Origin of the sequence: Streptomyces sp. NPDC006879 (assembly GCF_042869595.1) — a bacterium.
Classification (GTDB): Bacteria; Actinomycetota; Actinomycetes; order Streptomycetales; family Streptomycetaceae; genus Streptomyces.
Genome location: NZ_JBIAGC010000028.1, coordinates 35,685 through 56,910, shown reverse-complemented (window position 1 = coordinate 56,910; position 21,226 = coordinate 35,685). Strand labels below are relative to the sequence as shown.

Below are 21,226 nucleotides of genomic sequence, written 5' to 3'. Positions count from 1 at the left end.
GGCATGTTGTGCAATCTCTCCTTGGCCAGGAGCCGTACCTTAAGTCAGGATCGGCCTCATGGACCTGCTGAACACCTTGGTGGACAAGGGGCTGCGGCGCGAGCTGCCCACCCGCGAAGAAGCCCTCGCCGTACTGTCGACTTCCGACGACGAACTGCTCGACGTGGTGGCCGCCGCCGGCAAGGTGCGGCGCCAGTGGTTCGGCCGCCGGGTCAAACTCAACTACCTCGTGAACCTGAAGTCCGGGCTCTGCCCCGAGGACTGCTCCTACTGCTCCCAGCGACTCGGTTCCAAGGCCGAGATCCTCAAGTACACCTGGTTGGGCGCCGAGGATGCCTCCAAGGCGGCTGCCGCCGGAGTCGCGGGCGGAGCCAAGCGCGTGTGCCTGGTGGCCAGTGGCCGCGGTCCCACGGACCGCGACGTCGCACGGGTGTCGAAGACCATCGAGGCGATCAAGGAACAGAACGAGGGTGTGGAGGTGTGCGCCTGCCTCGGGCTCCTCTCCGACGGCCAGGCGGAACGGCTGCGGGAAGCCGGCGCCGACGCCTACAACCACAACCTCAACACCTCCGAGGGCACCTACGGCGACATCACCACCACTCACACCTACGCCGACCGGGTGGACACCGTCCGCAAGGCGCACGACGCCGGCCTGTCGGCCTGCTCCGGCCTGATCGCGGGCATGGGAGAGAGCGACGAGGACCTCGTCGACGTCGTCTACGCGCTGCGTGAGCTCGACCCGGACTCGGTCCCGGTCAACTTCCTCATCCCCTTCGAGGGCACTCCCCTGGCCAAGGAGTGGAACCTGACTCCCCAGCGGGCCCTGCGGATCCTGGCGATGGTGCGCTTCGTGTGCCCCGACGTCGAGGTGCGTCTGGCAGGCGGCCGGGAGGTGCACCTGCGTAGCATGCAGCCGCTCGCCCTGCACCTGGCCAACTCGATCTTCCTCGGCGACTACCTCACCAGTGAGGGTCAGGCGGGCCAGGCCGACCTCGACATGATCGCGGACGCGGGCTTCGAGGTGGAGGGAACCGACACCACGACGTTGCCCTCACACCGCGCTGACCAGTCGGCGGGTGGCTGCGGCTCACACACAAGCGGCGGCTGCGGCTCCTCGCCCGACCAGACGGAAACAGCCTGCGGTGCGCACACCGGCGGCTGTGGCCCTTGCGGCGGCGCGCACGAGCCCGCCGAGAGCGCCCCGAATTCCGCCACCGCCACCGAAGCGCGCACCGATCTGGTGGCGGTTCGCCGCCGGGGCGCCGGAACGGATCTCGCGCCCAATGCCTGATCCGAGACCGCCGCTCACCGCAGAGGAGTTGCTCTCCCTCGACCGGCAGCACGTCTGGCACCCGTACGGTCCCATGCCGGGCAGGCAGGAACCGCTCCTCGTGGAATCCGCCTCGGGGGTGCGGCTGCGCCTGGCCGCTGCGGCAGAGGGGCAACACGAACTGGTCGACGGGATGTCCTCCTGGTGGTCGGCCATCCACGGCTACAACCACCCGGTCCTCAACGAGGCGGCCCGCGACCAGTTGGAGCGGATGAGCCATGTGATGTTCGGCGGGCTCACCCATGAGCCCGCCGTCCGGCTGGCCCAGCGCCTGGTGGAGATCACCCCGACCGGACTCGAACACGTCTTCCTCTCCGATTCCGGATCGGTCGCCGTCGAGGTCGCCGTGAAGATGTCGCTCCAGCACTGGCGCTCACTGGGTCGGCCCGACAAGCGACGACTGCTGACCTGGCGCGGCGGCTACCACGGTGACACCTGGCAACCGATGGCCGTGTGCGATCCCCAGGGCGGGATGCACGAGCTGTGGTCCGGGGCGCTGCCCCGGCAGGTGTTCGCCGACCTGCCCCCCGCCGGTTTCTCGGCCGCGCCGGACCCGCGGTACGTGGCGCACCTGCACGAGGTGTTCGCCCGGCACGCCGACGAGGTGGCCGCGGTGATCGTCGAGCCGGTGGTGCAGGGCGCGGGCGGGATGCGCTTCCACTCCCCCGGCTACCTCAAGGTGCTGCGCGAACTCTGCGACGCCCACGACGTGCTGCTCGTGCTCGACGAGATCGCCACCGGCTTCGGCCGTACCGGTGAGCTCTTCGCCGCCGACCACGCCGGCATCACCCCCGATGTGCTCTGCATCGGCAAGGCCATGACCGGCGGCTACCTGTCGATGGCTGCGACCTTGTGCACCTCGCGTGTCGCCGACGGGATCTCCCGGGGCGAGGTGCCGGTGCTGGCCCACGGCCCCACGTTCATGGGGAACCCGCTTGCCGCCTCGGTCGCACTCGCCTCCATCGACCTGCTGCTGGCTCAGGACTGGCGCGCGGAGGTCTCCCGGATCGAGTCGGCACTGCACAAGTCGCTCGCACCCGCCGCCGCGCTACCGGGCGTTCGGGAGGTGCGGGTGCTGGGTGCCATCGGCGTCGTACAGCTGGACCACGAGGTGGACCTGCCCGCTGCCACCCGGGCCGCCGTGCGCGAGGGCGTGTGGCTGCGGCCGTTCCGCGACCTCGTCTACGCCATGCCGCCGTTCGTGAGCTCCGACGAGGACGTCGCCCGGATCGGCCGCGCGATGTGCGCGGCAGCCCTGGAGGGCTGAGATGGGCATCTTGGTGGTGTCCGGTACCGGAACCGAGATCGGCAAGACGGTGGTCACTGCGGCACTCGCAGCGACGGCGCTGGCCGCGGGCCGTACCGTCGCGGTGCTCAAACCGGCTCAGACGGGAGTGGGTCCCACCGAGAACGGCGATGTGGATGAGGTGGCGAGGCTGGCCGGTGCGGTGACCGCGTCGGAGCTGGCTCGCTACCCCGAGCCGTTGGCCCCGGCCACGGCCGCCCGCCGGGCCGACATGGCCGCGGTGGGACCCCAGGAGATCGCCGGCGCGGCCGAGAAGCTGGCCGCCGAGCACGACCTGGTGCTGGTCGAGGGCGCCGGCGGGCTCCTCGTCCACTTCGACGAACAAGGCCACAGCCTCGCCGACGCCGCCCAGCTCATGGACGCCCCGGTTCTGGTCGTGGCACCGCCCGGCCTCGGCACCCTCAACGCGACCCAGCTGACCGCCGAGGCCCTGCGGTCACGCGGGCTGCGCCCACTTGGAGTGGTGGTGGGCAGCTGGCCCGGCCAGCCCGACCTGGCGGCCCGCTGCAACCTGGTGGACCTGCCGGCGGTCTGCGGCGCCCCCCTGCTCGGGGTGTTGCCCGAGGGAGCGGGCGGGCTCCGGCCCGCCGCCTTCCGCACGACGGCGGTCCAGTGGTTGGCGCCGGTGCTGGGCGGCCGGTGGAGCGCCGCGCACTTCCTGGAGCAGCACGGCTGAGCCGCTTCCCGGGTGGGGGCCGGATCACCGGCCCCCACCGCCTGGGAAGGCACGCCGTCCCCCAGCCCCGCTTCGGAGCGTGGATGGCGGGATACCGGGGGACACTGATGGCGTGTGCTTCGCCGCCCAGGAGGATGGCCATGCCCGAGCAGGCTCTGCCCCGCGACCCAGTGCACCACCCCGTGTTCTCCCGCTTCTACGCCCGCATGAGCGTGGTCGCAGACACCCGCGGCGGGTTCGCTGAACTCCGCTCGGAGTTGCTGAGCGGACTCAGCGGCCGAGTGATCGAGATCGGGGCGGGCAACGGGCTGAACTTCGCCCGCTATCCCCGCACCGTCTGCGAGGTCGTGGCCGTGGAGCCCGACCGCACCCTGCGCAAGCTCGCCCGCGAGGCGGCGCAGCGCTGTTCCGTACCCGTGGACGTGGTACCCGGTGCGGCGGAGGCGCTCCCGGTCAAGAGCGAGTCCTTCGACGGCGCCGTAGCCTGCCTGGTCCTGTGCTCGGTGCGGGACCTGCGGCGTTCGCTCACCGAGATCCGGCGGGTGCTACGTCCGGGGGCAGAGCTCCGGTTCCTCGAACACGGTCGGGCACCGGGTCGCACCATGTCCACGGTCCAGTCCCTCTTGGACAGGAGCACCGTGTGGCCCCGTCTGTGCGGTGGCTGCCACACCTCGCGCGAGCCGATCTCGGCCATCGAGGAGGCGGGCCTCGTGGTGACTCGGGCGCGCAGCCTGCGGGTGCCACCTCAAGGTCCGGCACTGCCCACCTCCTTCTGCGAGCTGGGGAGGGCCCTGGTGCCCGAGGAGGACTGAGGCGTCCGGCGCCCACCGGCTCCAGGGGATACCGCCGCGGACCGGATGCCTCTACGCTCGTGCCCGTCCAGCCGGACCGGGGAGGGGCACGCCATGCCAGGGGAGACCGTTTTGGCCGCGCCGGGAGCCGCCGCCCGCGCACGTTCCCTCACCAAGGCCTACGGCAAGGGGGAAACGACCGTGCTAGCGCTGGACGCGGTCGACGTCGACATCGAGCGCGGCCGGTTCACCGCGGTGATGGGGCCGTCCGGCTCCGGTAAGTCCACGCTGATGCACTGCCTGGCCGGCCTGGACACGGTCTCGGCCGGCCAGGTGTGGCTGGGCTCCACCGAGATCACCGGGCTGCGGGAACGGGAACTGACCCGGCTGCGGCGCGACCGGGTGGGTTTCGTCTTCCAGTCCTTCAACCTGCTGCCGACGCTCACGGCGGCGGAGAACATCTCGCTGCCGATGAACATCGCGGGCCGCCGTCCTGACCCGGACTGGTGGGACCATGTCGTCGACACCTTGGGGCTGCGCGACCGGCTACGGCATCGTCCGTCCCAGTTGTCCGGTGGGCAGCAGCAACGAGTGGCCTGTGCCAGGGCCCTGGTTTCCCGCCCAGAGCTGATCTTCGCGGACGAGCCCACCGGCAACCTGGACTCACGCGCGGGAGCCGAAGTCCTGTCGTTGCTCCGCTCCGCGGTGGACGAGCTGGCCCAGACCGTGGTGATGGTCTCCCACGATCCCGGTGCTGCCGCGCACGCGGACCAGGTGCTCTTCCTGGGAGACGGACGGGTGACCGACCGTCTGAGCGAGCCGACTGCGGAGTCGGTGTGGGAACGGATGCGTTCGTTCGCGGCGCCTCGTACGGACTAGGTTGTGCGCTCGGAAGGTCCCCCACCCGGACCGCGGCGCCCGACGGGAGACCTCGCCGGGGTTTCGCGGTCGCCCTAGGACCATCCGGGTGGGGACCGACCCCCGTGGACCAACGCCAAGGCACCTGACCACAACGTGAAATGGGTTCGACCGTGCGGGCCACGGATGGTGGGATCTGCACCATGAGTGATCTGCGCATCCGATACGCGACAAACACGGACCTGGCCGTGGCGCTGGCCTTCTGGGGTTCAGCAGCCGAGGGCAAGAGCATCAGCGACGACCTGGCCGGCGTGGAACGCCTGCACGAGCGGGATCCGGAGTCGTTGATACTCGCCGAACGGGACGGCGAACTGGTGGGCACGGTGATAGCGGGCTTCGACGGCTGGCGCTGTCATCTGTACCGGTTGGCGGTCCACCCCGACCACCGCCGGCAGGGCGTGGCCACCGCGCTGCTCGCGGCTGCGGAAGAGCGGTTCGGGCGCCTGGGCGGACGCCGGGGGGACGCCATGGTGCTCAACCGCAACGAGCGGGCCCAGAGTGCCTGGACGGCCTACGGGTACCGACCCCAGGAGCAGTGGACCCGCTGGGTGAAACCGCTGCCGCCGACATCCGACCCGTCCGACACCCGAGCCACTTTGCCCATCCTTTAATATTTGCCTCACCACTCGTCCGGACGGTCCGGACGAGCGTACGAAGGAAAGGTGTGAGCGTCCGCCCATGGGCGAGCCTCCCAGTACCCGACATCGAGCACTAGGCATCCTCCTGACCGATCATGGGACGGAGGTGACCCGATGACCGAAGTGCTCCTGCTCGCAGTGGCGCTCCTGCTCTGCCTCGCGTGCGGCGCGTTCGTCGCGGCGGAGTTCTCGCTCACCACGATCGAGCGCGGCGAACTCCAGCAGGCCGTCGAGCGGGGCGAACGCGGCGCCGCCAGTGCCATGGCGGCCGTGCGCAGCCTGACTTTCCAGCTCTCCGGAGCCCAGCTCGGCATCACCGTCACCAATCTGGTCATCGGCATGCTCGCCGAGCCCTCCATCGCCAAGCTGCTCCGCGGCCCGTTCGAGTCCGTCGGGCTCTCCGCGTCCGTGGCGTCCTCGGCCGCCCTGGTGTTGGGAACGGCGCTGTCCACGGTCGTGTTGATGGTGGTCGGTGAGCTGGTTCCCAAGAACTGGGCGATCTCCTCTCCCCTGGCGGTGGCCAAGCGCGTGGCCACCCCCCAGCGCGTGTTCAGCAAGGTGTTCGGCCCACTGATCGGTCACCTGAACACCACCGCCAACCACATGGTGCGCAGGCTCGGCCTGGAACCCGCCGAGGAACTCGCCTCGGCTCGTTCGCCTCAGGAGCTCGTGGCACTGGCCAGGCACTCCGCCAAACAGGGCGCGCTGGAGAAGGACACGGCCGAGCTCTTCGTCCGCACCCTGAACCTGGCCGACCTCACCGCCGAGAACGTCATGACCCCCCGCGTGCAGGTGACGGCCCTCGACGTGCAGACCACCGCCGAGGACGTGGCCAACGCCACCTTGGCCACCGGCCTGTCCCGCTTCCCGGTGTACCGCGGGAGCCTGGACACGGTGGTCGGGATCGTGCACATCAAGGACGTCCTGGCACTGCCTGCCGAGGCGCGGCACGGATACCCGGTCTCGCAGCTGCTGCGCGAGCCGCTCCTGGTCCCCGAGTCACTGACCGTGAACCGTCTGCTCGACCGGCTCTACGGCAAGCAGACCATGGCCGTGGTCATCGACGAGTACGGGGGGACGGCGGGGGTGGCCACCTTGGAGGACATCGTCGAGGAAGTCGTCGGCGAGGTCCGCGACGAACACGATCCGCACGAGACCCCCGACCTGGCGCCCGCCGGCACGGACGCGCAGGGCCGGCGCCTGTTCGCCGCCGACGGCGCCGCCCGTACCGATCAGCTGGCGCAGATCGGCCTTCGGGTTCCCGAAGGACCGTACGAGACCCTGGCCGGCCTCATCGCAGCCGAGCTGGGTCGCATACCTGACCGCGGCGACGAGTTGCAGGTGCTCGGCTGGCGCGTCGAGGTCGTCGACGCATCCGGTCGCCGAGCGGCGCGGGTACTGCTCCGCGCCCCGGTCGAAGCGGATGAGGACGCACCATCCACGGGTGGCCAGGACGGCTCCGCGGGCGAGGGCCACGGAAACGAGGAAGCCCGATGACTGCCGTACAACTGTTGATCGCCTTCCTGACCCTGGTGGCCAACGCCTTCTTCGTCGGCGCCGAGTTCGCCCTGATCTCAGTGCGCCGCAGCCAGATCGAGCCCCAGGCCGATCGCGGCGACCGCCGGGCCCGGAACGTGTTGTGGGGGCTGGAGCATGTGTCGGCCCTCATGGCGGCGGCCCAGCTCGGCATCACCCTGTGCACCCTGGTGCTCGGTGTGGTCGCGGAGCCAGCGATCGCACACCTGTTGACCCCGGCCTTCGACTTCTTCGGTGTGCCCAGCGGGTTGACGCACGCGATCTCCTTCGTGATCGCCCTGGTCATCGCGACCTATCTGCACATGCTCTTCGGTGAGATGGTGCCCAAGAACGTGGCGCTGGCCGAGCCGGTGCGCACCGCCCTGTTGCTCGGGCCCCCGCTGGTCACCCTGACCAGGGCTCTGAGGCCGGTGATCTTCGCGATCAACGCGTTCGCCAACGCGCTCCTGAAGCTGCTTCGGGTCGAGGTGAAGGACGAGGTCTCCGCCACGTTCACGGACGACGAGCTCGCCCGGATGGTGAAGGATTCCAGTGCCGCCGGCCTGCTGGACGGCCGATCGAGCGAGCGGCTGCACGATGCTCTTGAACTCGGCCGTCGTCCGGTAGCCGATGTGGTGATGCCCCACGACCAGGTGGTCCTCGCCCGCGTGGGGGTCACCCCCGCCGGGCTGGAGCGGCTGTCCGCCGAATCGGGGTTCTCGCGTTTCCCGGTGGTGGACGAAGAACGGCGCGTCCTTGGTTATCTGCACGTCAAGGACACTCTGGAGGCTCCACTGCGGGACGAGGCCTTCCCCCTCTCGGCCATGCGGCCCATCGCTCAGGTGAGGGCCGAGACCCCGATGGACGACGTGCTCACCGCGATGCGGCGCAGCCGGACCCATCTGGCCGCGGTCCTCGGCCCGGATGCGACCCTGACGGGGCTCGTGACCATGGAGGACGTCCTGAGGGAGCTCTTCGGGAACTCCGCGACCAGCTGATCGGGGCCGGGCGGTTGGGCCGGGAGCAGGACACCCCGCCCCAACCGCGCGGTAACATCTCACCGCCATGGAGATGAACCCCTCATACAACAGTCTCGTCGCCTTGGGCGACTCCTTCACGGAGGGCATGTCCGACGGGCTCCCGGACGGGTCCTACCGGGGCTGGGCGGATCTCCTCGCCGCCCGGATGGCCGCGCATACCGAGGGATTCAGGTACGCGAACCTGGCCGTGCGCGGCAAGCTGATCGGCCAGATCGTCGAGGAGCAGGTGGACGCGGCGGCAGCGATGCACGCGGACGTGGTGACGCTCGTCGGTGGTCTCAACGACGCCCTGCGGCCCCGGTGCGATATGGGCCGGGTACGGGGGCAGCTGGAGGAAGCCGCCGGCAAGCTGGCGCCCTCGTGTCGACAGCTGGTGCTGATGCGCTCGCCCGGTCGGCGGGGGCCGGTGATGGAACGTTTCCGCCCACGCATGGAGGAGCTCTTCTCCTGCATCGACGAGATCGCGGCCCGCCACGGCGCGGTGGTCGTCGACCTCTACGGGGCCCCGCCCCTGGCGGACCCGCGCCTGTGGCACGTGGACCGCTTGCACCTCACGGCGCAGGGCCACGTGCGGGTCGCCGAAGCCGTCTGGCAGGCCCTCGGCCTACCCGCCGAGACGGACTGGCGCGCTCCGCTGCCCGCCGATGCCGGCGCGAGCTGGGCGGTCCGCCGCAGCGGCGACCTGCGGTTCGCCCGCGAGCACCTCCTCCCGTGGGTGGGCCGCCGGCTGACCGGGCGCTCGTCAGGCGATGGCATGCCCGCCAAGCGCCCGGAGCTGCTGCCCTACGATCCACCGCTCTCGTAGCAACCCACAACCCGGCCCGGGGCGCTGGCCTGCGTGAACGAACAGTAGAATCCGTTCACGTGACAGCCAAGCCCCGCATCCCCAATGTCCTGGCCGGCCGCTACGCCTCAGCGGAGCTCGCCGTCCTGTGGTCCCCCGAGTACAAGGTGACGCTGGAGCGTCGGCTGTGGCTCGCCGTCCTGCGCGCGCAGAAGGATCTTGGCATCGAGGTCCCCGATGCCGCCCTCGCCGACTATGAGCGGGTCGTGGAGCAGGTGGACCTCTCCTCCATCGCTGAGCGCGAGAAGGTCACCCGCCACGACGTGAAGGCGCGGATCGAGGAGTTCAACGCCCTCGCCGGCCACGAGCACGTGCACAAGGGCATGACCTCCCGCGACTTGACCGAGAACGTGGAGCAGCTGCAGATCCGGCTGTCGCTGGAGCTGGTCCGCGACCGCACGGTCTCGCTGCTGACCCGCCTCGCCAAGCTCGCCGGCGAGCACGCGGAACTGGTCATGGCGGGGCGCTCGCACAACGTCGCTGCCCAGGCGACGACCCTCGGCAAGCGCTTCGCGACCGCCGCCGACGAGCTGCTGGTCGCCCACGGCCGCCTGGAGGACCTGCTGGGCCGCTATCCGCTGCGCGGGATCAAGGGCCCGGTCGGCACCGCCCAGGACATGCTCGACCTGCTCGGTGGCGACACCGTCAAGCTGTCCGAACTGGAACAGCGCATCGCCGCCCACCTGGGCTTCTCGCACGCCTTCACCTCCGTGGGGCAGGTCTACCCGCGCTCCTTGGACTATGACGTGGTCACCGCTCTGGTCCAGTTGGCGGCGGCACCCTCCTCCATGGCGAAGACGATTCGGCTGATGGCCGGCCACGAGTTGGTCACCGAGGGCTTCAAGCCCGGCCAGGTCGGTTCGTCCGCCATGCCGCACAAGATGAACACCCGCTCCTGTGAGCGCGTGAACGGCCTCATGGTGATCCTTCGCGGCTACGCGTCGATGACCGGCGAGCTGGCCGGCGACCAGTGGAACGAGGGCGACGTCTCGTGCTCCGTGGTTCGGCGAGTCGCGCTGCCCGACGCCTTCTTCGCCTTCGACGGTCTGATCGAGACCTTCCTCACCGTCCTGGACGAGTTCGGCGCCTTCCCGGCCGTGGTGGCCCGCGAACTCGACCGCTATCTGCCGTTCCTGGCCACCACCAAGGTGCTCATGGGCGCGGTGCGGGCAGGTGTGGGGCGTGAGGCCGCTCACGAGGTCATCAAGGAGCACGCCGTCGCATCGGCCCTCGCGATGCGCGAGCAGGGTGCCGAGCGCAACGAACTCCTGGACCGGCTCGCGGCGGACGACCGCATTCCGCTGGACCGGGCCGATCTCGACGCCCTGATGGCGGACAAGCTCTCCTTCACCGGTGCCGCGGGCGACCAGGTGGGCCTCGTGCTCTCACGCATCGAAGAGATCGCCAAGCAGCACCCCGAGGCAGCCGAGTACACCCCGGGGGCAATCCTCTGAACCCGTGACATCGAACCGGAAGCGCCCGTTCTCGGCCTCGCGAGGGCGGCGTCAGGCCGAGTAACATCCGGTTGACACGCCTGCGAGCTGGGAGGAATCACGTTGGGGCAGCTGACCGGCGGAGATCCTTCTTTGCTGCGGCGGATCAATTCCGCTGTGGTGCTCCGCGCACTGCGTGGCGCTCAGTCGCCGACACTGACCGACCTCACCCGGGTGACCGGGCTCTCCCGCCCCACCGTCGAAGGCGTCGTGGAGGGGCTCGTCAACACGGGGCTCGTCGTCGAGGAGCCGGCGGCCGAGGGGTCGGCGCGGCGACAGGGTCGGCCGGCCCGGAGATACCGCTTCCGCGCCGAGGCAGGGTATCTCCTGGGCATCGAGATCGGGTCACACCGCGTCTCCGCCCTCCTTTCGGGGCTTGACGGCAGGATCATCGGCGCCGGCAGCAAGGAGGTCAGCGAGAGCGCCCCCAGTGACGAGCGCCTGGACAAGGCGCGCGCCACGGTGGCCGATCTGCTGCGCCGTGCGGGCGTGCCCCGGGACTCCTTGCGTGCCGTCGGAGTCGGCAGTCCCGGCATCGTGGAGGCCGATGGACGGGTACGGCTGGGCACCGCGTTGCCCGGCTGGACGGGGCTGGCCCTGGGCGAGCGGCTTCGCCGCTCCTTCCGTTGCCCCGTGCTGGTGGAGAACGATGCCAATGCCGCGGCGGTGGCCGAGCACTGGAAGGGCTCGGCCACCGACAGCGACGACGTCGTCTTCGTCCTTGCCGGACTCAGCCCCGGGGCAGGTTCGCTGATCGGCGGACGGCTCCACCGGGGATTCGGGGGCGCTGCCGGCGAGATCGGCGCACTGCACCTGCTGGGGCGTGGCGCCACCCCGGAGACCCTGTTGTCGACGACTGACGAGCCACTGCACCCGTTGGACGAGAAGGCGGTTGCCGAGGTGTTCGCGCTGGCCCGTGAGGGCGACGAGCACGCGGTGGCGGCAGTGGAACGATTCATCCAGCGTCTGGTGCACGACGTGGCGGCGCTGGTGTTGGCGATGGACCCCGAGTTGGTCGTGGTCGGAGGGTGGGCGGCCGGTCTGGACGGGGTCCTGGAGCCGCTGCGCCGGGAGCTGGAACGCTACTGCCTGCGACCGCCACGGGTTGCGCAATCGCTTCTGGGTGAAGCGGCGGTCGCCACCGGCGCGCTCCGACTGGCTCTGGACCATGTGGAGGAGCAGTTGTTCGCCGTGGAGAAGACGGTGACGGCCCGTCGCTGACACGGCGTGACCGGGCCGTTGTCCAGGAGGGCGCCACGAGCTGCGTGCTGCGTGCCCGCGGTGCAGGGGCCCGCGGACGCCCCCTCACCGCAGGAAGCGTGCTGACCGACAGACCGTGCCGGCTCAGCCTGCCCGGCGCTCGTCGGCCGCGCTGATCTCGACGTCGCCGCTCTCGGTGAACGTGAGGCGGCAAGTGTCGGCCCGGTAGGTGGCTACCGAAACGGCCGCGACCGCCCCGGCGCTGAAGTACCGCGTGGTGACGACCAGTACCGGCGCGCCCGGAAGGCGGTCGAGTTCCTTGGCGTCGTCGGCACGGGCGGAGCCGAGCTCCACCGAGCGGTCCTTGCCTTGGAGGACGAGGCGTTGGAGCTCCCGCAGGACGGCTCGGGCTCGGGTGCTTCCCGACACCTCTTCGATGGCGGCGAGTCCGGGCACCGAGGCGGCCGGCACGTACAGCAGCTCGGCCGCGACGGCCTGTCCCTGGGTGAGCCGGGTGCGACGCACGATGTGGACCGGCTCACCGGGGCCGACGCCCAGGAGCGCGGCGACTGCCGCGGACGGCTCGACCGGCACGCAGTCGAGGGGTTGCCAACCGTCCTTGCCCGCTTCGCCGGGCCATGCGAGGTCGGGGTTGCCCACTTCGATGCCGACCCGTGGCGGCGCCACGGTGGTCCCCACGCCACGGCGGCGCTGAAGCCTGCCCTCCAGCTCCAGCTGTTCGAGGGCCTGACGGAGGGTGGCCCTGGCGACGCCGAAACGGGCCGCCAACTCCCGTTCGTTGGGCAGGACCTCACCGACAGCGAAATCGGAGTCCAGCGCCTCGCTGAGCACGGTCTTCAGGTGCCAGTACTTCGGTTCGGGCGCTGCTTCCAGCGTAGTGGTCCCCACCCTGACTCCTCCGCAAAGGCCGTATCCCGGCGCCAGTTCCGTGCCTTTGTTTATTAAAGGTTCCTGCACTATCCCTGCGACCATAGGACGGGCCACCGACTTGGTCAAGACCAATCCTCCTACCGTTATGGAGCGCATTCGACCAGTCGCACAGCGCATGCGCAGGCCGTTCGCTCGCCACACTGGAGAACCGCTTCACACAGGCCAAAAGGGCGACTCGGGCGACGCAGCCCGCGCAAGGGCGACCGGGCCAGGTGACACAAGGAAAGCAGCGCCCACCAAGCGGGCCGGCTCGGGGGATTCGCCCCGGTTGCGCAGCGCGCAGACGTCCGGATTCCGATGGTGAGGCCGTGAGATGGAACACCCCGGTATCACTGCCCAGGAGAAGGCGATCGAGGGCGGATTGCCCGTCCAGGCTCCCAGTTCCAGTGGGAGAAGAGGGTCCACGCGCAGCGATCCGACCCTTCCGGAGGGGGAGGTTTCGAGCAGGTGTGACGCCCCTGCGCCCCGCGGCGCCGCGCAGCCCCGAGCGCGATCGATCGAAACCACCTCAACCGGCCACGCCCCCAGGCATACCGGACGCGCTTCGCCCTCGCTCTTGAAGTCCAAGATACCGGCGGGTAATGCTTGTTGACGAGACGTCTAGCTCTCGTCCCCCTTCCCGCGAGGAGCACCATGGCCGCCACGGTCTCGTTCACCATCGATTCCGCCGCTGGCCGGCTGCCGCTGACCGTCTCCTGCGAACGACGCGGAGCGGGCGAACCGCTCCTGCTCCTGCACGGCATCGGCCACCACCTCCAGGCCTGGGAACCGGTGATGGACCTCCTCGCCGCCGACCACGAGGTCTACGCCGTGGACCTTCCGGGATTCGGCGCGTCGGCCCCCTTGCCAGAGGGCGTGGAATACGGACTCGCCAGCGTCGTACCGGTGTTGGGCCAGTTGTGCGCCGCCCTCGGTCTGGACCGCCCGCACGTCGCGGGGAACTCCCTCGGCGGGCTGCTCGCCCTCGAAATGGGTCGGCGGAAGCTGGCCCGGTCCGTGACCGCGCTCTCCCCCGCGGGGTTCTGGAACGAGACGGAGCGCCGCTACGCCTTCACCACCCTGCTGGCGATGCGAGCCGGAGCGCGCGGCCTCCCCCGACCCGCGATCGAAAAGCTGGCCGAATCGGCCGCCGGACGGGCCGTGCTCACCAGCACCATCTACGCCCGCCCCGGCCGCCGCTCCCCCGAAGCGGTGGTCGCCGAGACCCTGGCCCTGCGCACCGCTACGGGTTTCACCGCCACCCTGGCGGCCGGTCGCGGCGTAAGGATCACCGAGGACATCCCCGGCCTCCCGGTCACGGTCGCATGGGGAACCCGGGACCGGCTGCTGCTGCGTCGTCAGGGCGTACGGGCCAAGCATGCCCTTCCGGGAGCGCGACTGGTACGCCTCCCGGGCTGTGGACACGTCCCGATGAACGACGACCCCGCTCTGGTCGCCCGGGTGATCCGGGACACCACTCGGATGCCGGCCGCGGCCTGACATCACTGCACCGACGGGCGGGCCGGCGAAGGCTGATGGTTGTTCACCAGCGGTTCGCCCGGCGGCTGCTGGGTCGCACCGGGCGCGCTGCACACTGATCGCACCGTCTACGGAAGGCTTCCCTCCGATGCCGCAGCCCGCTCCGCACCGCCGCTCCCTGCTCCGCGGCACCTTCGCTGCCGCCCTCGCCGTACCCACCGCCCTGCGCGCCACGGCTCCGGCGCTGGCGCTCTCCGGCCGCCCCGGCGCCCACTGGGGCGTTCAGGTCGGCGCGGTGAGGGCGCACTCCGCGCTCGTGTGGGCACGGTCGGACCGTCCGGCCCGCATGTGGGTGGAAACCTCACCCAGCGAGTCCTTCCGGTACGGAACCCGCCGCTGGCCCGGCCCCCTGCTCGGTCGGGGCACCGACTTCACCGGGACGACTGCGATCAGTGGACTGCACCCGGGGGACCAGGTGCACTACCGCGTGACGCTCGCCGATCCCGAGGACCCACGGCGTACCGGCCAGCCCGTGTGCGGCACTTTCCGGACGGCGCCGGTGCGCCGCCGTCAGAACATCCGCTTCCTGTGGTCGGGAGACCTCGCCGGACAGGGTTGGGGCATCAACCCGAGCCTCGGCGGCTACGCGGTCTTCGAGGAGATGCGCCGCCGCGACCCCGACTTCTTCCTCTTCAGCGGCGACACGATCTACGCGGACGGCCCGATCACCGAGGCGGTGCCGCTTCCGGACGGGCGGATCTGGCGCAACCTCACGACTCCCGAGAAGGCCAAGGTCGCCGAGACGCTCGCGGAGTACCGCGGCAACTTCCGCTACAACCTCCTCGACGCCAATCTGCGGGCCTTCAACGCGCAGGTCCCGGTGATCGCCCAGTGGGACGACCACGAGGTGCGCAACAACTGGTATCCGGGTCAGTTGATCGAGGACCCCCGGTACCGCGTCCGGGAGGCCGACGTACTGGCCGCGCGCGCCCGGCGGGCCTTCGGCGAGTACTTCCCCGGCTCCCTGGCCCGGCCGGGCCAGGCACAGGGCCGCATGTACCGAGTGGTGCGCCACGGGCCGCTCCTGGACGTCTTCGTCCTGGACATGCGCACCTACCGCAACGCCAACTCCCCCGGCCGGCAGGCCGAGGACCCGGTCGGCATCCTCGGCGCCGAGCAGTTGAACTGGCTCAGGCGGGAGTTGTCCCGCTCCCGCGCCGTATGGAAGGTGATCGCTTCCGACATGCCGCTGGGAATCGTGGTTGCCGACGGCGCGACCGACTTCGAGGCGGTCGCGCAGGGAGATCCCGGCGCCCCGCTCGGTCGCGAGTTGCAGATCGCCGCACTGCTCAGACACATCAAGCACCACCGGATCACCGGGACGCTCTGGTTGACCGCGGACGTGCACTACACCGCGGCGCAGCACTACCACCCCTCCCGTGCCGCCTTCCAGGACTTCGCACCCTTCTGGGAGTTCGTTTCCGGGCCGTTGAACGCGGGCGCGTTCGGTGCCAGCAGCCTGGACCCGACCTTCGGGCCGCGGCGCGCCTATGTGAAGTCCGCCGACCGGCCGAACATGTCACCCGCCGAGTCGGCGCCGTACTACGGTGAGGTGGACATCGACGGCCACAGCGGCGAGCTCACGGTCCGGCTGCGGGAACACGGGGGTGCCGTCCTGTACAGCCAGCAGTTGCAGCCCGGGCGCGTAGGCCAGTGACAGTAACCGGCCAAAAGCGGACGGAAGCAGCCATACCCCTACTTAACCAGTCGGTCACAAAGCGTTCGTGATCACGCAACACCGCTGAGCCACAGTGGCATGCATGACTGACTGCCGCCCCGCCCACCCTGCCCCGAAGCCCCGCGTGCACCACTGGCGCCGAGATGCGGTCGAACTCGCCGCGGTGTTCACGGCGGTCGCCGTCGCCGACTCGGTCGCCAACCTGGTCGTGCACGGGCCGAAGGGCCCCGTCCTCCTCGCCGTCTCAGCGGTCGCCCTGGTTCTGACGGCCGCCTTCCACACCTGGTGGGCACGGAGCCACAGCCACGCACCGCCGGGCGTCGAGGCGCCCGGCGGGCAGCCCGGATCAGCGGAAGATCGCTCCCCGGGGGCAACCTCCCAACCAGCCCTGTGGCGGATGCGCACGACGGTGCGGGACGCGCCGGGGAGCCTCGCGGCGCTCTGTACGGCACTGGCCGAACAGAACGCGGACATCCTCACCCTCCAGACCCACCCGCTGGCGGACGGCACGGTCGACGAGTTCCTGCTGCGCGCCCCCCAGCAACTCACTGCCGCCCAGCTCTCCCGTACCGCGGCCCGCGCGGGTGGCACCGACACCTGGATCGAGCGGGCCGATGCCCACGATCTGGTCGACACCCCCACCAGGCTGCTGGGCCTGGCCACCCGAACCGCTCTGGACGCGGCCGAACTCCCGCTCGCCCTCCGTCAACTCCTGGGTCGTTGCACCATCCACTCGCTCCCGGCGACCACCCTCTCGGGTCGGCCCACCGGAGCGGACGCACCCATCGAGGGCGTCCTGGAAGGCACTTCGATGCGGTTGCGCGACCCCGCGGGCGGTGCCATCACGATCGAGCGGCCCTACCTCCCCTTCACTCCCACTGAGTTCGCCCGGGCCCGGGCACTGGTGGAACTGGATGCGCGGTTGGGTCCCCGAGTGCCGCGCAGCCAGGACGTCCTGACCCTGCCGGAGGGCAACGAAATCACTCTGCGGCGAGCCGACACCACCGACCTCGCGGCAGCACGAGCGATGCACGACCGGTGCTCGTCGCGCACCCTGGGGCTGCGCTACCACGGACCGGTCGTCGATGCCGACCGCTACCTGGGGCACCTGCTCAGCCCGCGCTTCGGCCGCACCCTCGCCGTCCAAACGGCCTCCGGGCGCCTTGTCGCCCTCGGCCACCTGCTGTGGGACGGGGACGAGACGGAGGTGGCGCTCCTCGTGGAGGACGACTGGCAGCGGCGCGGCATCGGCTCCGAGCTCCTCCGCCGGCTCGTGGCCCTGGCCATGGAAGCGGGCTGCGAGAGCGTGTACGCCGTCACCCAGTCCTCCAACACCGGCATGGTCGCCGCCATGCGCGCCCTGGGGCTCCCCCTCGACTACCAGATCGAAGAAGGCACCCTCGTGGTCACGGCCCGGCTTTCCAACGGCGCGCAGACCCCGCACCCCGCGCCAGACCACCAGCAGGGCGCGCTGCCACGAAGCGGCCGGCCGGCGTAGGCGCTCACCCAGCCCGTGGTGGCCGCCGCGCGGTCAGGGGCGGCGCGCGGCACGATGGACGGGCGCCCCCGTACGGGGGCGCTTCGAGGGCGCGTCGCAGTGCCCGAGCCGGTGGCGGGCGCCCCGGGACGGTGTCACGGAGCACCGGCGGAGCCCTGCGGCGGGTAGCCGTCAGGAGGCTGAGAGCGAACGCCCATGACGCGGGCGACGGTTTCGTACCAGGATGGCCCGCATGCCACACATCCACGGCAGCCAGCTGCCTCGCCAGGTCGCGGACCGTTACGTCGACGACCTCATCGCCCTGGACCCGATCACCGGAACCTACCTCGGTGTCACCGAAAGCTCCTCGAAGCTCCCCGACTTCTCACCAGCGGGCCGAGAGGCGGTGGCGGAACTCGCGCGCACCACGCTGGAGCGGCTGCGGGCCGCCGAGCAGCTGCCCGGCGCCGACTCCGAAGCCGAGCGCCGCTGTGCACGGCTGCTCCACGAACGGCTGAATGCAGAACTCGCCGTTCACGAGGCCGAGGAGGACCTGCGCGCCGTCAGCAACATCCACTCCCCCGTGCACTCGGTGCGCGAGGTCTTCTCCCTGACTCCCGCGCAGACCGAGTCCGACTGGTCGGCGATCGCCCAGCGCCTGCGGGCGGTCCCGGCCGCTTTCGAAGGCTACCGGGCCTGCCTGGATCTCGGCCTGGCGCGCAAGCTCTACGGTGGACCCCGCCCGACCGCGACCTTCCTCGGACAACTCGCCACATGGCTCGGTGAGGACGACGGCGGCCCGGGCTACTTCGCCGACTTCGCATCCGGCGGCCCCAGTTCGCTGCGCGACGAACTCGACGCCGCCGCCGCGCAGGCCACCGACGCCACCATGGCACTGCGCGACTGGGTGCGGGACGTGTACGCACCCGCCGTCAAGGGCCAGCCGGACACGGTCGGGCGGGAGCGCTACGCCCGGTGGTCGCGCTACTTCAACGGCACGGACCTCAACCTCGACGAGGCATACGCCTACGGCTGGTCCGAGTACCACCGGCTGCTCGCCGAGATGCAGGTCGAAGCAGAGCGCATCCTGCCCGGTTCCGGCCCATGGGAGGCGCTGGCGCACCTGGACGCTCACGGCTCGCACATCGAGGGCGTGGAGGAGGTCCGCACCTGGTTGCAGGCCCTGATGGACGAGGCCATCGAGGCGCTCGACGGCACTCACTTCGACCTCGCCGAGCGGGTCCGGCGTGTGGAATCCAAGATCGCCCCGCCGGGTGGGGCGGCGGCCCCCTACTACACGGCGCCCTCGGAGGACTTCTCCCGTCCGGGCCGAACCTGGTTGCCGACGATGGGCGAGACCCGCTTCCCCGTCTACGACCTGGTCTCGACCTGGTACCACGAGGGAGTACCCGGCCACCACTTGCAGCTGGCGCAGTGGACGCACGTGGCCGATCAACTCTCCCGCTACCAGGCCACGGTGGGCTGCGTCAGCGCGAACGCCGAAGGCTGGGCGCTGTACGCGGAGCGGCTCATGGACGAGCTGGGCTTCCTGACCGACGCCGAGCGGCGGCTGGGCTACCTAGACTGTCAGATGATGCGCGCTGCCCGGGTGATCGTGGACATCGGCATGCACCTACAGCTGGACATCCCGGCCGATTCGCCCTTCCACCCGGGCGAACGCTGGACCCCGGAGCTGGCGGAGGAGTTCTTCAACGCGCACAGCGGCCGTCCGGGGGACTTCGTGGAGAGCGAGATGACCCGCTACCTTTCCATGCCGGGGCAGGCCATCGGCTACAAACTGGGTGAGCGGGCTTGGCTGTTGGGCCGGGAGAGGGCCCGCGCCGCGCGCGGGGCGGAGTTCGACCTCAAGGCCTGGCATATGGCCGCCCTCTCGCAAGGCTCCCTGGGCCTGGACGACCTGGTGGAGGAACTGTCCAAACTCTGACCGGCATGGGTAACCCAACCGTTCCGCGAGCGAGTTGACGGCTGCGGGCCCGCTTGCTTCACAGCCGTGCGGGCAGAGCGTCGGCGGCTGCTTCCCACCGTTGTCCGGGGGAAGCAGCCGTCGGTGAGCGGGCACGGTGGCCTCCTTCAGCAACCGCAGTCTTCGGAGTCGACAGGCGCAGTCAGCGGGTCGGTGTCGGCGCGTCGCCTCGTACCGCCCACGGTCTCGACCTCGAACCCCTCACGGATCCAGTACTCGATGCCGCCGATCATCTCCTTGACCTGGAAACCGAGCTCGGCTAGCGCGAGGGCGGCGCGGGCCGCCCCGTTGCATCCGGGTCCCCAGCAGTAGGTGACCACTGGCACGGACTTGTCCAACACCCGCTCGGCTTGTGCCGCGATGAGTGCGGTGGGCAGGTGGATGGCGTCGGGTACATGACCCTGGTCCCATGCCGCGGTCGACCGCGTGTCCACCAGGACGTAGCCGGGGTGGACGGCGCCCGTCGCGCGAGGGTGGGCCTCGGCGACATCGGAGACATCGGTGTAGAAGGTCAGGTTGGCGCGGAAATGGGCAGCCGCGGCAGCCGGGGCAGCAGGTGGGACCCGCAGGACCGGGCTCTTCGCGGTGATCGGCGAGGTGGCGTCGGGGGCAGAGTTCTGCAATGCGTTCATGACTGAGAACCTATGCAGCGTTCACCTTTCCCAGAAGGGACCTTCCCCGGTCTTCTGCTTGCCTAGCCGTGGAATCCGCTGCTATTCATGGCCCATGACCACGTTTTCACCGGACACCACCGACTGGCGCATTCTCGACGCCCTCCAGAGCGAGGGTCGGGCGAGCTTCGCCGAACTCGCCCGAGCCGTCTCGATGTCGGCGAGCGCCGTCACCGAACGGGTGCGCCGGCTCGAAGAGGCCGGGGTCATCCGCGGGTACGCGGCCGTGGTCGACCGGGAGAAGCTGGGCCTTCCCATCCTGGCTTTCGTCCGGCTGCGCTACCCCCACGGAAACTACAAGCCGTTCCACGATCTCCTCGACACCACCACCGAGATCCTGGAAGCCCACCACGTCACCGGCGACGACTGCTTCGTACTCAAGGTCGCTGCGCGCTCGATGAACCACCTCGAAGAGGTCGTGGGCCGGATTTCCGGCTTGGGCGCCGTCACCACCAGCGTCGTCTACTCGTCCCCGCTGCCCCGACGGGCCGTCAGCGGCTGAGTACGCCGGGTACTGCGGGACAGTCCTTAGGCTCCTGGCCATGAACCCGACCTCGTCCAGCGGTGCGACCCATTCGCCGACAGTCCTTGACATCGCGGAGCTGACTGCCGATCCGGATCTGGAGGTTCGGTTCACGGAGTCGGCCCACCAGATCCTGGCCGACCTGGTGGACGCAGGTGCCGCGCTCGGCTGGGTCGAACCACCCTCACGAACTGAGGTGGCGAAACTTCTGGGCCACCTGGTGGCTGCGGTGCAGGCAGGGGACGCGGCCCTGCGGGTCGCCTACCTCGACCGTCGGCTCGTCGGTTTCGGGTACTGGCTCCGCTACGCCCGCCCGACCCATCGACCACACGCCGACCTTGAGAAGATCGCGGTGGATGCCGCCTTCCACGGTCGTGGTGTCGGTCGGGCGCTGACCTCAGCCCTCATCGCTGACGCCCGGAAGGCGGGCATCGAGGTCCTCACTCTGGACGCCCGTGGCGACAACGCCAACGCCCTTCACCTCTACCGGTCGTTGGGCTTCACCGAATACGGCCGTCTGCCTGACTTCGTCGCCGTCGGTGAACACCGCTACGACAAGCTCTTCTACATGCTGGACTTCCGTCAGCGAAGTTGAGCACGGCCACGAGCGAAGGCCCGGTGGCGAACCGCTTCGTGATCCTTCGTACGAGGCAAGCCCGACGGGCCCGGCAGG

19 protein-coding genes are annotated in these 21,226 nt (G+C 70.3%); 17 read left to right on the top strand and 2 right to left on the bottom strand.

The features are described 5' to 3' along the window. The first annotated feature begins 58 nt into the window (after positions 1–58). The 11 genes from bioB to ACFYMC_RS20340 all read left to right on the top strand — a co-directional run bounded on the left by bioB (position 59) and on the right by ACFYMC_RS20340 (position 11,772). Positions 59–1,291, top strand: coding sequence for a biotin synthase BioB (gene bioB / locus ACFYMC_RS20390; RefSeq protein WP_388527060.1), 1,233 nt, complete (start codon positions 59–61; stop codon positions 1,289–1,291). Next, positions 1,284–2,597: an adenosylmethionine--8-amino-7-oxononanoate transaminase gene (locus ACFYMC_RS20385; RefSeq protein ID WP_388527058.1), complete on the top strand. Its 1,314-nt coding sequence runs from the start codon at positions 1,284–1,286 to the stop codon at positions 2,595–2,597. The genes bioB and ACFYMC_RS20385 overlap by 8 nt, the downstream gene beginning before the upstream one ends. A gap of 1 nt (position 2,598) precedes the next feature. Then, positions 2,599–3,312 carry a dethiobiotin synthase gene (gene bioD / locus ACFYMC_RS20380; protein WP_388527055.1) on the top strand — a complete coding sequence of 238 codons (714 nt, stop codon included), beginning with the start codon at positions 2,599–2,601 and terminating at the stop codon, positions 3,310–3,312. A gap of 134 nt (positions 3,313–3,446) precedes the next feature. After that, positions 3,447–4,124: a class I SAM-dependent methyltransferase gene (locus ACFYMC_RS20375; RefSeq protein WP_388527052.1), complete on the top strand. Its 678-nt coding sequence runs from the start codon at positions 3,447–3,449 to the stop codon at positions 4,122–4,124. A 93-nt stretch (positions 4,125–4,217) separates the two neighbouring features. Further along, on the top strand, positions 4,218–4,982 hold the full coding sequence (locus tag ACFYMC_RS20370) for an ABC transporter ATP-binding protein (RefSeq protein ID WP_388527049.1): 765 nt from the start codon (positions 4,218–4,220) through the stop codon (positions 4,980–4,982). Between the two features lie 182 nt (positions 4,983–5,164). After that, the gene (locus ACFYMC_RS20365; RefSeq protein WP_388527046.1) at positions 5,165–5,632 is read left to right on the top strand and encodes a GNAT family N-acetyltransferase; all 468 of its coding nucleotides are present in this window, start codon (positions 5,165–5,167) and stop codon (positions 5,630–5,632) included. Between the two features lie 141 nt (positions 5,633–5,773). Next, complete coding sequence (locus tag ACFYMC_RS20360; RefSeq protein WP_388527043.1) at positions 5,774–7,156, top strand: hemolysin family protein; 1,383 nt, start codon at positions 5,774–5,776, stop codon at positions 7,154–7,156. Further along, positions 7,153–8,172 carry a hemolysin family protein gene (locus tag ACFYMC_RS20355; RefSeq protein ID WP_388527040.1) on the top strand — a complete coding sequence of 340 codons (1,020 nt, stop codon included), beginning with the start codon at positions 7,153–7,155 and terminating at the stop codon, positions 8,170–8,172. Before ACFYMC_RS20360 ends, ACFYMC_RS20355 begins: the two co-directional genes overlap by 4 nt. A gap of 67 nt (positions 8,173–8,239) precedes the next feature. Further along, the gene (locus ACFYMC_RS20350) at positions 8,240–9,019 is read left to right on the top strand and encodes an SGNH/GDSL hydrolase family protein (protein ID WP_388527038.1); all 780 of its coding nucleotides are present in this window, start codon (positions 8,240–8,242) and stop codon (positions 9,017–9,019) included. Between the two features lie 59 nt (positions 9,020–9,078). Beyond that, positions 9,079–10,512 carry an adenylosuccinate lyase gene (purB, locus tag ACFYMC_RS20345; protein WP_388527035.1) on the top strand — a complete coding sequence of 478 codons (1,434 nt, stop codon included), beginning with the start codon at positions 9,079–9,081 and terminating at the stop codon, positions 10,510–10,512. Between the two features lie 102 nt (positions 10,513–10,614). Continuing rightward, the gene (locus ACFYMC_RS20340) at positions 10,615–11,772 is read left to right on the top strand and encodes an ROK family transcriptional regulator (protein WP_388527032.1); all 1,158 of its coding nucleotides are present in this window, start codon (positions 10,615–10,617) and stop codon (positions 11,770–11,772) included. Positions 11,773–11,895: 123 nt separating this feature from the next. Here ACFYMC_RS20340 and ACFYMC_RS20335 read toward each other — a convergent pair whose 3' ends face one another. Next, a complete protein-coding gene (locus ACFYMC_RS20335; protein WP_388527029.1) occupies positions 11,896–12,660 on the bottom strand; it encodes a GntR family transcriptional regulator in 765 nt (254 codons plus the stop codon). Between the two features lie 675 nt (positions 12,661–13,335). Here ACFYMC_RS20335 and ACFYMC_RS20330 point away from each other — a divergent pair. From ACFYMC_RS20330 to ACFYMC_RS20315, 4 genes are all read left to right on the top strand, one after another. Then, positions 13,336–14,181: an alpha/beta fold hydrolase gene (locus tag ACFYMC_RS20330; RefSeq protein ID WP_388527026.1), complete on the top strand. Its 846-nt coding sequence runs from the start codon at positions 13,336–13,338 to the stop codon at positions 14,179–14,181. A gap of 127 nt (positions 14,182–14,308) precedes the next feature. After that, on the top strand, positions 14,309–15,877 hold the full coding sequence (locus ACFYMC_RS20325) for an alkaline phosphatase D family protein (protein WP_388527023.1): 1,569 nt from the start codon (positions 14,309–14,311) through the stop codon (positions 15,875–15,877). A gap of 103 nt (positions 15,878–15,980) precedes the next feature. After that, positions 15,981–17,396, top strand: coding sequence for a GNAT family N-acetyltransferase (locus ACFYMC_RS20320; RefSeq protein WP_388527020.1), 1,416 nt, complete (start codon positions 15,981–15,983; stop codon positions 17,394–17,396). Between the two features lie 232 nt (positions 17,397–17,628). Beyond that, the gene (locus ACFYMC_RS20315; RefSeq protein WP_388527017.1) at positions 17,629–19,320 is read left to right on the top strand and encodes a DUF885 domain-containing protein; all 1,692 of its coding nucleotides are present in this window, start codon (positions 17,629–17,631) and stop codon (positions 19,318–19,320) included. A gap of 146 nt (positions 19,321–19,466) precedes the next feature. On the opposite strand, the gene ACFYMC_RS20310 is transcribed toward ACFYMC_RS20315, so the two are convergent. Then, positions 19,467–19,991: a rhodanese-like domain-containing protein gene (locus tag ACFYMC_RS20310; RefSeq protein ID WP_388527014.1), complete on the bottom strand. Its 525-nt coding sequence runs from the start codon at positions 19,989–19,991 to the stop codon at positions 19,467–19,469. A 94-nt stretch (positions 19,992–20,085) separates the two neighbouring features. On the opposite strand from ACFYMC_RS20310, the gene ACFYMC_RS20305 reads away from it, so the two are divergent. After that, positions 20,086–20,532 carry an Lrp/AsnC family transcriptional regulator gene (locus tag ACFYMC_RS20305; RefSeq protein ID WP_388527012.1) on the top strand — a complete coding sequence of 149 codons (447 nt, stop codon included), beginning with the start codon at positions 20,086–20,088 and terminating at the stop codon, positions 20,530–20,532. A 40-nt stretch (positions 20,533–20,572) separates the two neighbouring features. Further along, on the top strand, positions 20,573–21,148 hold the full coding sequence (locus ACFYMC_RS20300; RefSeq protein WP_388527009.1) for a GNAT family N-acetyltransferase: 576 nt from the start codon (positions 20,573–20,575) through the stop codon (positions 21,146–21,148). Positions 21,149–21,226 lie beyond the last annotated feature (78 nt).